Source organism: Buttiauxella cochleicola (genome assembly GCF_021283185.1).
GTDB lineage: Bacteria > Pseudomonadota > Gammaproteobacteria > Enterobacterales > Enterobacteriaceae > Buttiauxella > Buttiauxella massiliensis.
Genome location: NZ_JAJSOS010000013.1, coordinates 31,219 through 46,334 on the forward strand (window position 1 = coordinate 31,219; position 15,116 = coordinate 46,334).

Consider the following 15,116-nt stretch of genomic DNA (forward strand, 5'->3'; position numbering starts at 1 on the left):
CCGAATTTCGGTGGCTTTTTTATTTCCCGAACAACTCGAATTGTTAACATAGTTTCGTAACCAACTATTTCTTTTATAATAGTCCACATAAGCAATGCGAAAGAATTGTTCGTTATTTAACCCAACCCCATTTCATCAATTAAGCCAGTCGATTAAAAAAGACCGAACCCTATCATTGATTAAGAAGCATCTCAGCCACGAAAATTTAAAGAAAATAATAACCGAACGGTTATTTATTACCTTACCTTGCAATAATTCAGCCATTTCTGCTGCCATTATTTTTTCGGCACCTCCGCGCACACTTCTACAAAAAACCCGCAAAGAGCACTAAGAATAATCTCAGATACATTCGTAAATATTATGTAATAAGGTGATCTAATACATTCATACTATGTAAATCAGATGTATCATTACCGTTAATGCTACCGAAGCCGCTAACAGAGTGATGCGCTATGTCCAGACAAAGAAACGACAATCCTACCCGTCCACGCCATCATCGTTTCGCCCTGGAACCACGGCAGTTATTCGATGGCGCAGCCGTCACTGAGGCTGCTCATCATGCGGATAATCCGCTTGATACCCAGCACCACGAAAACGCACCTGACGCCTCCAAAGCGGTCTTTGTCCCGCCAGCATCGGTACCTGCACCCGCATCAATAACGGCACCGGCTCCTGCAGATGCGACTGCACCACATGAAGTTTATGTCGTCGATAGTCACGTCCAGAATTGGCAATCGCTGGTCAGCCAATTGCCAGAAGGCAGCCGCGTGCTGGTGCTGGACTCTCAGCACTCCGGGCTTGAGCAGATTAATGAAGCGCTAAAGAACGATAAAAATATCACTGCGATTCATATCATCAGCCATGGTGCCAGCGACGAGATAACACTCGGTAGCGACAAACTTAATGACAAAACGATTGCTCAATATCAGCAGCAATTAGAAACCCTTGGCGAAAAACTCACCACAGATGGCGATATCTTGCTGTATGGCTGTAACGTCACGGCAAAAGACACCATCCTGATTACCCGTATGGCGGACTACACCCATGCGGATATTGCGGCTTCAAATGATGAAACGGGTAGCGCGACAAAAGCGGCTGACTGGACACTTGAATCCCGTACTGGCGTTATCGAAACACGTTCGCTGGAGTTGGCTTACGATGGCGTACTGCAAGCCCCTGAACTCACTACCACGAAACCGGACATGGTGGTTTCTGAGCCAAGCTCACTGCGCCCTGGTGCCGAAACCGGCAGCTTTAGTGGCATAACGATTAATGCCAGTGATGAAAATGTTGCGATCAGCGTGACGTTGACCAACGATGCTGTAGGCAATTTGGTTAATGGTGCTCAATCAGGGAAGACACTGGAGTTCGTTGGCTCAGTTGCAAATGCGCAAGCCTGGTTAAACTCACTTAAATTTACTGCAAGTGATACTGAGCTTGGCAAACAGTCAGCTTCCACGGATGTGCAGTTTTACATCTTAAGCCTGTCCGGTAACGACAGCCTCGTCACACATATTACGGTAACCCCTTCCAACGATCCGGTGACGATTGTAGACAGCACCTTAACTGTGCCTGAACGTGGTACGGGCACCGTGATTACGGAAACCACGCTAGCGGCTATCGATCCTGATGTGCAGATAGGTGCGCAAAGTGCATCGCAAATTGTCTACAGCGTAACGGCAATACCGCAATACGGTTACCTGACGCTCAATGGCACGCGTCTGGGCGTCGGCTCGGTATTTACTCAGCAGGATGTGCGCGATAACAAGCTGGTGTATGTCCACACCGCAACGGGTACTGCGCAAAATACCGCTGATAGTTTTTCTGCCAAAGTGAACGACGGTGCCACGCCAATTAACCTTTCCGATACAGTCACTGTCACCCTTCAGATTGCGCCAGAAAACCAACTGCCAACCATATCCGGTGGCGGCATTGTCTTTGAAGGCCAGCCTGCAAACGCGGTGAATACCGGGAATGTTGGGCAATATATCGTTGCTGGCAGCGGTGGCGATACACAGGACGCCGTACTGACCTTAACCATTACTTCACTGCCAGCGTTCGGCACTCTTTATTTTAAGGGTTCGCCAGTAGTTCTGAATCAGCAGATTAGCTATGCCGAACGTGATCAATTGACCTATGAAAACGACGGTGCAGAAGGCAATACGCAGGACAATTTTGGCGTACGTGTTACTGACCAGGGTGGCGGCACAGGAATTCCTGCCAGCAGCGATGCAGTGATTGCACTGACGATTCAACCGGTTGATGACGACCCGTACCTCAATCCAGATTCGACATTGCATGCGCAAGTCACAACAGGCCCGAATAACGTGGTGCTGCAACCAGAAATGCTGGCAGCACTCGATAGCGACTCGTCGGCAGATCGCGTGAGTTTTATCGTTGATACTCGAGGGTTAACACACGGTTATCTGACCTTGAATGGTCTGCTGATGAAAAGCGGCGACACCTTTACGATGGAAGATGTCGCCGAAGGTCGGGTTGTTTATACGCAATACATTGCTTCCCGTACCGGCGGGATAGACGTGTTTAATTTCCGGGTCATCGACCACTCCACTGCATTGCGCTGGAACCCCGATGGTACAACGTTCACGCGCCAGGGCGGGATATGGGATGGCGAGACGGCTAACGACCAGCTTACCCATATGCAATTCACCATCGACCTGGCTACCACTGATAACCCCAACAACCCTGACCCTGGTGGCCTGCCGATATTAAATGTCCCGGCAGAGACTACAAACTCAGGGTATATCGGCACCGATGTGCAAAACCCTGGCAACCCGTCGCATGGCGTGCTGAACGAGGGCGGGACATTAACGCTGTCCGGTACCGGGAAAATCACCGAAAACACGCCTGGCATGAGTTATGTCGTGCAGGGCGCGACGCCTGAGCAAATCGTTTACACCTTCCTCGGCAGCGCCAGCGGGCAAACTGGCCTGACTATCCTGAAAAGTGATGGTCAGGGTGGTTATCGAGTTATCAACGCGTTCGGCACGTTTACGCAGGCTGATTTGAATAAGGGGTTAATCAGCGTTCGCCACGACGGCGGCGAAAACTTCATGTTCGACGGCAGTTTCTCGGTTTCGGCAGGCCAGGTGGCACTAGATTCACGAGGCAACCCGGTTGCGGTGACCTGGAACCCGACGCTGGTCGTGTTCGTCACCCCGATTAACGATGCCCCGGTGATTTCCGGTTCTTCAAACACCGTTTTAGCGGAAGGTGAAACAACCGTTATTACCAGCTCGCAGCTACAGTTGAGCGACCCGGATGATGTAAACAGTGGCTCATCGTGGGAAGGGTCGGCTTTGCGACCTGATGGCACCAGCAATAACTACGCTTACAACAACGATGTCAGCGGAGCAGGCGCACTCAAATTTGGCTTCCTGACGCTGCCTGCTGGCGGTGCGCTGCAATATTATAATGGCACCAGTTGGGTCACCATCACCAACGCGGATATCGGCACATTGCAGCTAGATGCCAGCATTTTGAAAGGTGATGGCACCAGCGGTCTGCGTTTTGTCAGCAACGGTTCTGAAGTCCGTAGCACCAGCTTTACCACTTATGCAGTGGATCGCTGGGGTTTGCAGTCGGCCAACAACGCCACCGTGGGCATTACCATCACCAACGTCAACGATGGCCCAAAAATCCCGCAGACGCCTGACACCCCGGATATCGTAGTACCTCCAGATTCGCCAAACCTTGTGGGTGGCGTTGAAGGCCGGCCTCCGGCTAACAACCCGGCGACCGTGGTTGAAGGCGGCTATGTTCAAATCAATAGTTCGCAGCTTCAGGCTTATGACCCGGACAGCACCGCCGAGCAGGTGCAATATACCGTCACCACAACGCCAACTCATGGCCGCCTCGCGTACTCAACCGATGGTGTTAACTTTAGCGTCCTGGGTAACGGTTCAACGTTCACGCAGGCTGATATTAACAACGGTCGAATCTATTATCTGAATAACGGTGATGAAATCACCGGCAATGGTCAGAACGCCGATGGCTTCAACTTCACGCTTTCAGATGGTGATAAAGAGCAGGCCAATAACCACTTCGCCATTAATATTACGCCGACGAACGACAAGCCCACCGTCACCGCACCTTCCGGTCCTATTGATATCGGTCTTTCGCATGCGGTGAATGGTTTTACTATTGCCGACCCGGATATTACTGGCACGAACAGCTCGGTGAACATCCTCCAGACCACCGTGCGTTTGCTGCACAGTGATGGCAGCGCTTTCACTCAGGCCGAATATAACGGCATCAGGCTTTCCGCTAATGCCGCAAGCGGCGCAACGATCACCGGTGGAACGAACGGTTATCTGGTTCTGACAGGCACCGTCGCGCAAATCAACAGCGCGCTTGGCGGCTTAACCGTGCTGTTCCCGAACGACCGCAATGCCATCTACCAGGTACAAGTGATTGCCGATGACCGCTTGCGTACCGCAGATGGTCAACTAACCGGGCAAGCGAACGGCGGCCCAGTTAACCAACCGGCTAACCCGGCATTTGGCACATCACCAGGCATTGTCGATAGCCAAAATTACAACTGGTATGCGGATGGGGTTCCGGCAGCAAACGGCAATATCACTGCCAACCAGGTGGTAATTTTCGCCTCGGAAGTCAACGATCCAGGCCACCTGGTTGTCGGTAATCCCAATAAATCCACCTATGAAGATCAACCGACGTTTATCGGCGGTGATTTTGTCATTACTGATGTTGAGTCCACGGCCTTTGGCAAACCGGTAACCGTGACGTTAACCGTCCCACAAGGGCAACTGGGGATTGGCGGCTTAACTGATGACAGCAGCACGGTTATAAACGGTGTGACGATTAAGGGCGATAACTCTGGCCGACTCATTCTTACCGGCACCGCCAACGCTATTCAGGCATTGCTTAATGACTCGGTAAATGGGCTCACTTATCAAAGTGCTGCTAATGCTAACCACGACCAAAATGGTGCGGCAGCAGGCGATGTGACGCTCAATGTGCATCTGGATACGTCAACGGCGACCGTCGGCGACACCTCGGGCGTACCGCCTGCCGATGTGCAAATCGCAATAACCATTATCCCGGTGAATGACCCGCCGACCATCACCGCGCCGTCGGGCAGCGTCTTGCTCGACAACAACGCACCAGGTGGCAACAGCGTGGGCGGTTTTGTGATTGGTGACCCGGATATCACCGACGCAGGCGGCATTGCGGCGGGTGAAAACGATATTGTTCAGGTCACGGTGCGAATCACCGACGCGAACGGCAACCCATTGTCGGTTTCGCAGTATCGCGACCAGCAAAACTCTGCCATCACAATTTCTTCGCTCAATACCACGACCGGTGTGTTTGTGCAGAACGCCAGCCAGGATGGTGTTAACCCACCATCCAACGGGCAAAACGCACCGTTGGTGATTACCGGAACCCTCGCGCAAATCAACGCTTACCTCGCGCAATTGCAGGTCAGTATGCGCGGTGTAATCCTTGATGATGCAGACCAGTATTTCCGCGTCGAAGTGATTGTTGACGACCGGGTGCGTAGTGCGAACGGTAACCTGATTGGCGGTGCCAACGGGGGTAATAACGTTGCCGCAAATGGTGTAGGAACCACACTTCCTCCAAACACGGTTATCAGCCCTTACGCGGCGATTCCTGGCGGGCTTGAGCAAAACGTCGCATCAACTTACCGCGTCGTATTCCAGAGTAGTATCAACGACCCGGCGCAAATCACACTGGGAGGCAACCCGGCGCTGACGACTAATGAAAACAGCGCCACCGTCACGCTACCGCCGATTACCATCAGTGATTCGGATGCGGGCAGCGAGACCATGACGGTGACCGTGAAATTGCCCAATGGCTTTGTTTTTATTACACCAACCGGCAGCGGCGGCACTGTTACGGGTGCTGGTACCGATACACTGACCTTTACCGGCTCTTATGCCCAGGTAAATACGTACCTGGCGGGTCTGAGAGTTACGCTGCCCGATGCACCAGGCAGTGCAAACCGCTCTGACTGGAACGGGAATTTCGGCGTGACCGTCACGGTCAACGATGGCGGCAACTCCGGCTCACGCCCTGACACGCTACCCGGCAGCGCGACCAACCCGCAACAAGACCCAGGACAAGTTTCTTACGAGGATGGTGTGGGCGGCACTTCATCGGCGCTCATTACCACGCGCGTATTCACCTTTACGGTCAATCCGGTTAACGACGCACCAGTGGTTGTCGGTACCCCATCGGTAACCATCCCGACTCTTGAAGAGGATACGCTCAGCGGTTCAGTTGGGGGCAAAACTGTAGGTTCACTGTTTACAGGTTTCTTTAATGACTCTCGTGACACCATTGATAACAGCGCGAATGGTGGAAATGGTGGCAGTAGCGCCGATTCGTTTTATGGCGTAGCCATCACTAACCACACCACCAATGCCGCACAAGGCGAATGGCAATATTCTCTTGATGGCACTACCTGGCTGGCGGTTGGTAACCGCAGTGACGCGAACGCGCTGGTACTCACCGCCAACTCATCGCTGCGTTTTGTCCCGGCTCCAGACTATTTTGGTACTCCGTCAACGCTTGGCGTGCGCCTGGTCGAAACTAACAATAATGGCGATGTTTCCACTACGCCTGCGGTTCCGGCCAATGGTGCGGTGACCAATATCAGTGGCGCTGGTGGGCACGGCGGTACGTCAATTTACAGTGAAGCCCTCGTCACGCTTAGTACTATGGTCAGCAACATTAATGACCGACCAACGCTTAGCGATAAAACAGTTTCCATCGCTGAAGATACCAACGGTGCGCAAACCATCGGGAATATATTCCAGTCGGTTTATGGTGATGCCACCGATAACCAGACTGCAATTGCAGGTGGCGGCAACGCCAGCGGCCCACTGGGTTATATCGCGATTTACGGCGACACCACCGATGCAAGCAAAGGCCACTGGGAATACTTCAATGGCACAACGTGGGCTGCAATCCCATCTGATGTCACTGCAAACAATGCCTTTGTACTGGCAAGCGACACGCAGATGCGATTTGTTCCCCTGCCAGATTACAACGGGCCTGTGACCGGCGGCTTGCAGTTACGCGCCTCAGATACCACTGACACAGCGTTAGCGGGTGTGTCTAACGGGCGGGTGAATTTCTTCGACTTCGCTAAAGACAACGACCCAACTTCGCACTGGTCGAATACCGCCACGCTTTCGGTCAACATCACGGCGGTAGCTGATGCTCGTGATGACACCTTCTCCACCCACTCCAACGTGCCGTTGGTGATGCCGGGAAGCGATCTGCTGCTAAACGATACATTCGGTAATACGGATAAAGTCGTTACGCAAGTCACTCAGCCGACAAACGGTACCCTGTCGTATGTTAATGGCGTACTGACCTACACGCCGAACCCTGGTTTTGTGGGAACCGACAGTTATATCTATACCGTCGTAAGTGGTGGTGTGGAGGAAACCGCGAAGGTGACTATTAACGTCACCAACCTTGCGCCAGTTGTGGGCAACGAAATCAAGACCATTGATGAAGACACCACTGCTACAGGCAACGTCTTAACCAACGACCGCGATCCCGATGGCGACGCGCTCACGGTGAAAACCTTCACTATTGATGGGATAACGTACGATGCGGGTGACACCGCAACACTTGCTAATAACCATGGCACGCTGACCATGAATGCCGACGGAACTTACACCTACAAGCCTGGCGGAGACTGGCATGGTGATATCGTCGTAAGCTATGTGGTTACCGATGGTAATAGCAATGGCAATACCACCGGGCAGTTGGGTGTGCATGTGGCCTCGGTTGATGACGCCCGCGATAATATCGAAATCGAACATACCGGTACCGTTATCACCACCGATGTGATGGCAAACGACACGTTCGTCAACCCGGACAAAACCGTCACAAGCTTTACCCAGCCTGAAAACGGTGTGGTGACTTTGGGGGAAGACAATAAGCTGATTTACACCCCGAACCCCGGTTTTATTGGTAGTGACAAATACACCTACACCGTGACCAGCGGCGGCATAGAAGAAGTTGCAAACGTATTTATCTTTATGACTAACACGCCGCCAACCGCCAGCAACCAGTTTGCTGTGACAGACGAAGATACACCGGTTAGCGGAGATGTCTTGCGTTTGATTATTGACCCGGACGGTGACCCGCTGCATGTCGTCGACTTCCAGATTGAAGGCTCGCCTACGAACCATCCGGCAGGTGCAACAGTGACGATTGACGGCAGTGGGACTTTCGTTCTCAATGCCAACGGCAGCTATACCTTTACGCCTGTTAAAGACTGGAACGGTATCGTCCCGACCATCACGTTTAACGTTTCCGATAACACCGGTGGCTCACCAACACAAAGCTCGCTGGATATCACCGTTCGGCCAATCGATGATATCGCCAACGATTCTGTCTCCACACATGCGGGCAAACCGATAACCATCGATCCGTTTATCAATGACCTCTTTAGTAACCCTGACAAAAAAATAACTGGCGTCACTGCGCCTGCGCACGGCACGGTAACCATCAGCGCCGACGGCAAAACGGTGCTCTACACGCCGAACGCCGGTTATGTCGGTAACGATGTATTTAATTACACCGTGACCAGTGGCGGCATTGAAGAAACCGCCACGATTACCGTCACCATGAATAATTTCGTGCCTACATTACGCAGCACGGCAGGCAGCACACTCGAAGACACACAGCTGGATGGCAATTTGCTCACCACGGCAAGAGATGCCGACGTAGGTGACACTATTACGGTTACCGATTTCACTATTGACGGCACGACGTATGCGACGGGCACTCCGGTTGTTCTCGATGGCAAAGGGACGCTGACCATCAATAGTAACGGAACTTACAGCTTTGAACCGGTGGCAGACTGGAATGGCATAGTGCCACCGATCTCCTTCACCATCAGCGATGGCAACAATGGAGGCCAGGCGACCAGTACTCTGGTGATTCAAGTGCGGTCAGTGGTGGATATTGCCCCAGATACCGCGACGACTCACGCGGATAACTTTGTCGCCATTAACGTGCTGGGTAACGACACCTTCAGCAACGATACGCAAATCGTCACCGCTATTCGCGACAACACCACGCTTGGGCAAGTGTTTGTGCTGTCTGATAACACGATTCGCTACTCCCCACCGCCAGGATTTGTGGGCAGAGATACATTTACGTATACCGTTACCAGCGGCGGCATTACCGAAACCAGCACCGTAACGGTCATCGTCACCAACGCCGCACCAGTCACCACTGATATGAACCTGTCTATGGATGAAGATGGCGCGCAGATTAGCGGCAGGCTGACGGTTTCCGACCCGGACTCCGACGTGGTGCGCGTGACCTCGTTCCAGGTAGATGGCATGAACGGTGTGTTCGCAATTAACCGATTCGGAACTGGCACCGCCGTGATTCCGGGTGTCGGCACCTTTACGCTCTCTTATGATCGCAGTTATACCTTCACACCTATCGCTGACTGGAATGGCAACGTCCCGCAGATAACCTACGTAGTAACCGACGACAACGGCGACACCCAGGTTTCCGGCAAGGTGAATATTATCGTGAACCCTGTCGTGGATATCGCTGATGACAACATCTCGCTTCAGGCGGGAACGTCTTCTTCGGACAATCTGCTCACTAACGACAGTTTCGAGAATAGCGATAAAGTTATTACTGAGGTCACTCAGGGAACCCACGGCACCGTCACCATCGGCAGCAATGGCATTGTGACCTACACGCCACAGCCTGATTATGTCGGAACAGATTCCTACACCTACACCGTCACCAGCGGCGGCAGAACGGAGATCGCTACCGTAAACGTGACGGTAACGAACACCGTGCCAGTAGCGGCACCCGACGCGCAGACCAATGTGGAAGACACTACGCTTGTCGGGAACGTGTTAAGTAACGATACCGACAGTAACGCCACCGACACGCTTAGCGTCACAAGCTTTACCTTACCGGGTGAAACGGTGCCGCATCTGGCTGGCGAAACCGTCACCATTACCGGAATCGGCACGCTTACACTCAATGCTGACGGCAGCTATAAATTTGTACCGGTGGCTGACTGGAACGGGGCAGTACCCGTGGTGACCTACAACATCAGCGACGGTCATATCGGCGGCACCTCCAGCAGCACGCTGACCCTTGTGTTGACCGAAGTCGCGGACATTGTTGACGATTCAAGCTCCACCCATGCTGGCGTGCCCGTCACCATCGACGTTCTGGCTAACGATAATTTCGAAAATGGCGGCAAACAGATTACGGCCACCAGCAACGGCGCATTTGGCACCACCACCATCGTTAACGGCAAGGTGGTTTACACCCCTGTGGCCGGTTATGTTGGCCGCGACAGCTTTACCTATACGGTGACAAGCGGTGGCATAAACGAAACAGCTACCGTAGTCGTGGATATGACCAACACGCCACCTGTGGCGAACCCGGACACCAGCACCACGCCTGAAGACAGCACCGCCTTCGGCAATGTGCTGGCCAACGACACCGATGCGGATGATGCAGATAAAAATGCCCTCACCGTGACCGGATTTACCGTCAACGGCACACTGTATACACCAGGCACTGCGCTCACTCTCACCGGGATGGGTGTATTGACCATGCAGGCCGATGGCCGCTGGAATTTCGTGCCGGTTGCAGACTGGAACGGCACCTTACCGGTGGTGACTTACCAAATCAGCGACGGCAATACTGGCGGGGTTTCCAGCGCCTTGTTAAGCATTACCATTACCCCAGTACAAGACGCCTTTAACGATAAAGTCTCCGTCCACGGCAACAGCTCGGTGACTACCGATGTGTTCGCCAACGACACCTTCACCAACGGCGATAAAATTATCCAGACCGTGACTCAAGGCAGCCACGGTACGGTGACTATCGAAAACGGCAAAATCACCTACAAGCCAAACGTGGGTTATGTCGGAACAGACAGCTACACCTACACGGTGCTGAGCGGTGGCATTCAGGAAACCGCCACGGTCAGCGTCACCGTGGAAAACACCCTGCCGATTACACGGCCAGATATTAATGTCACCCCGGAAGATAATGTCGTCACCGGTAATGTACTGCTGAACGATTCCGATCCTGACGGTGATCCGCTGACCATCACGCAATTCAATGTCGATGGGCAGACCGCTCCGGCAGGGTATCCGGTGATTATCGCAGGCGTGGGTGAGTTCACGTTGCGCGCCGATGGCAGCTACACGCTGACCCCGGTCGCAGACTGGAACGGCAGAGTGCCGACTATCACCTACGCGGTTAACGATGCGCTGATCGGCGGGAACGCCACCAGCACGCTGAATATTATTGTTTCGCCAGTGGTCGATATTAACGCCGATAGCGCCACCACCCATGCGGGTAATTCGGTAACGACCGATGTGCTGGCTAACGATAGCTTCAGCAATCCGGATGCCACTATCACCGCGGTCACCAACGGGACAAATGGCACTGCCACGTTGCAAAATGGCCAGATTATCTACACCCCACGCAGCGGTTTTGTCGGCACGGATACCTACACCTACACCGTGACCAGCGGCGGAGTCACAGAAACCTCAACCGTGACTGTTTTTGTCACCAACGACGCGCCAGTGGTTAACCCGGAAGGGGTTATCACTCCACAAGGTGAGCCTGTCTCTGGCAATGTGTTAACCAACGATCGCGACCCGAACGGCGACCCAATTTATCTTTCTGGTTTCCAGGTGGGCGGCAACAGTTACAGCGCGGGCGAAACGGCCGTGCTGGCGGGCGTTGGTAGCCTGACGGTTTTGCGAGATGGTAGCTATCGCTTTACTCCACTTGCCAGCTGGCGCGGCTTCGTGCCTCCGGTGACCTACACAGTGAGCGATGGCAACGAAGGCGGCGAAACCAATGGTAGGTTGCGCATTCTGGTTGCACCGTCGGTGGAAATTTCGGTGCATGAAGATGGCCTGACGCCGCTTGATCCTGGTGCTCAGGAGGTTAACGGTACGCTAGATATTCTGTCGCTCGACAAGCTGCAAACGCTGACCTTCCAGGGGCGCGTCATCACCGCAGAACAGCTTTTGCGCCTGAACCCTCTGTCGCCAATTACTATCGAAACCGTGACGGGCACCATCAAGCTACTGGCTTACTACAGCAGTGCAGACGGTGTTGCGCGGCTCGATTACAACTTCACCTTGCGTGAAGCGGTGTCGCAACCGGGGCTTGTCAGTACACACAACGACTACGCAGTCCAGGTGAACGGCACCACCATCGGGCAACTACGCATTACCGTCTTCAACGACAACCCGAGCGCCACCGATGACAGCGCGGAAATCTTACAAGACCAGAACCAGAATTCGGCCAGCGGTAACCTGTTTAACGATGACCGCATAGGTGCAGATGGCGCGGCGAGCAATGGCCCTGTCACGGGTGTCGTATCAGAAAACACAGGTAATACAGGCACGATTGGCGGCTCGAGCGGCGGCCAGTACGGCACGCTCACCCTCGATAGCCAGGGCAACTGGCGCTATGAAGTGAACAGTAGCGACCCTCGTGTGGCGGCACTTGAAGCGAACGCAACACTCACTGAGGTGTTTGTTTACACCATCACCGACAGCGATGGCGGTGTCAGCGAAGCACGTCTCACCATTTTGATTCACGGCGTCACGGCGATGCCAAACGTCGACGAGCGTAATGGCGACCAGATTTTTGGCCGTGAGGAAGAAGAAACACTGCCCGCCTACAGCCAAAGTTACGAACCGGGCTTGTTTATTCTGCCGCTCGTCTATGATTTACAAAGTGATGCAGTTGGTCTGCAAACCCGGCTTAACAGCCAGTTTGCAGCCTATGGTTATGGGATAGAGCATGCGAATGCGCCCGTTATGCAGCAGGCAGTTCTGTTCTCCCGCTGGTACAGCGACACGCGTGAGCAGCGCACTTTACCTGGCTTAGAAAATAACGCCCTTGGGCAAAATTCGCTTGGGAACTCATTTGGCCCGTTTGGTATTGGACAAGCCGATGAGCGTAGCTCATTTGCTCAAACGTCGGTCACGCAGGAAGCGACGCAGGTTGAACAACCGACCGTTATCGCATCGGGAGCACAACCTTTATCCATGCAGCTTGCTGCCCTGGAAAAACAAACTTTGGCGTCTGGAAAGCACATTACAGTCCCGACAATCACTCGCCGGTAACTGCCTGTTTAAGATGGAAAAAATAATGAACGCATATGTTGTGGCGCAATATAAAAAACGTGGCGTGCCGTTAATCAAACCTGTTGCTGGATTGATTGCGGTACTGATTTTGGCTGGCTGTGGCACCATTAAACCGGAACCGTTAACTCAGGATGAGATAACCGCGCGAGTGAATCGTGACCGGGCAGAAATGTACCGTGGGCAAGAATCCCTAAGCGGCCCGATGACGTTGTCCGATGCCATGGCGCGAGCGTTGAAATATAACCTCGACTACCGTCTGAAAATGATGGAAACCGCGTTGTCGCGCAGTTTGTTGGATGTCTCGCAACAAGACATGCTGCCAAAGCTGATGGCAGATGCTGGCTATCGCTGGCGTGATAACGATTCGGGCGGCACCAGTATCGGTATCGATGACGGGCTCGTCAGCTTGCGCCCTTCTACATCAGAAGAGCGCGAACACTATCTTTCCAGCGCGACATTCTCCTGGGATCTTCTCGATTTCGGTATGAGTTATTACCGCGCCAAACAACAGGCCGATGAAGTCAATATTGCGGAAGAACGCCGCCGTAAAGTGCTGCAAAACATTGTCCAGGAAGTGCGTGATGCTTACTGGCGTGCATTAGGCGCACAACGTTTGCTCGACGAAACCCAACCGTTGGCCGAGCAAATTGCCCAGGCGCTGGATAAAACTCGTGAAGCAGAACAGGCAGGGATCTTGCCACCAATTGAAGGGCTGGAATATCAACGCGCCCTGCTCGATGCCATGACCTTGCTGAACCAAAAACGTCAGCAAATGGAATTGGCAAAAAGCGAGCTGACCGCGCTTATCAACCTGCCGCCGGGAACACCGCTAGTGTTGCAAGACACACCAACACCGCTGGCACCGCCTCCGACCAACATCGATAAGCTTGAGCAAATGGCACTGGAGCGTCGCCCGGAACTGCGTGAGGAAGATTACAAAACCCGTATCGACAGCTATGAAACCAAGCGCCAAATCGCCTCGTTATTCCCGAGCCTGAATCTGTTCGCTGGGTTGAATTACGACTCCAACCAATATCTCTACAACAACAACTGGATTGAAGGCGGCGTCGGTGTCTCGATGAATCTGTTTAAGCTGCTGAGTATCCCGGCAATCAGTACCGCCAACGATGCTCGCGCACAAACCGATGATGCACGCCGTATGGCTCTGAGCATGGCGGTTCTGACGCAAGTTCGTGTCGCTACCGAACGCTACAAGCTCGCCTCTTATGACTTCCAGATTGCCGAACAATCGGCGCAAGTCGACCAGCGTCTGGCGAGTATTTCTCGCGCAGGTTCTGATAACTCACTGACCAGTGACCTGGAAACATTGCGTACTCAGGCACGCTCGATAGTTTCACGCTTCCAGGAAGCTTCATCGTATGCCGAAGCGCAGGCCGCCTATGGGCGAGTGCTGAACTCTGTGGGTATCGATTTGCTACCAGATCAGGTTAATCAAACCGATGTTGCCAGCTTATCGCGACAAATTGCCACCAGTTTGCGCCAACAAGAGAGCAGCGTATTTGCTCGTACTGCCGGTATTGTCGTGGAAAAACACCCGATATCTGTGCAGATCACGCGCCTGCCATCTGGCGTTTCACGTGCCACCGTTTCGCAATCCGTTGGCCGGGTGATTGAAGCCAACCACCTGTCACTTGAGCCGTCACCGAAAAGCCTCACGCTACAAATGGGCTTCAACATTGGTGCCAGCAACGGCACACGTAAAGGTGTGTGGACTATGCGGGTGATAGATGCAGACGGCGCTGAAGTGCTGACTCGCCAGTACACAAGCTATCTGCCAAATGAAACCAGTACACGCTCCATCAGCGCGCTTGCCGAAGCAGCTACATTATCTATTACTACTGATTTACAAAGACTTGCAGGGGCAACCCCTGTTCTGACTGCGACGCCATGAGGCTGTGT

At 53.3% G+C, this 15,116-nt stretch carries 2 protein-coding genes; both read left to right on the forward strand.

The features are described 5' to 3' along the window. The first annotated feature begins 452 nt into the window (after positions 1-452). Positions 453-13,175, forward strand: coding sequence for a cadherin-like domain-containing protein (locus LVQ76_RS18605; protein WP_232922236.1), 12,723 nt, complete (start codon positions 453-455; stop codon positions 13,173-13,175). A gap of 25 nt (positions 13,176-13,200) precedes the next feature. Next, positions 13,201-15,108 carry a TolC family protein gene (locus tag LVQ76_RS18610; RefSeq protein ID WP_232904726.1) on the forward strand — a complete coding sequence of 636 codons (1,908 nt, stop codon included), beginning with the start codon at positions 13,201-13,203 and terminating at the stop codon, positions 15,106-15,108. Positions 15,109-15,116 lie beyond the last annotated feature (8 nt).

Coding starts and splice junctions, on each gene's coding strand:
- LVQ76_RS18605 (WP_232922236.1), top strand. CDS start 453: ATGTCCAGACAAAGAAACGACAATCCTACCCGTCCACGCCATCATCGT.
- LVQ76_RS18610 (WP_232904726.1), top strand. CDS start 13,201: ATGAACGCATATGTTGTGGCGCAATATAAAAAACGTGGCGTGCCGTTA.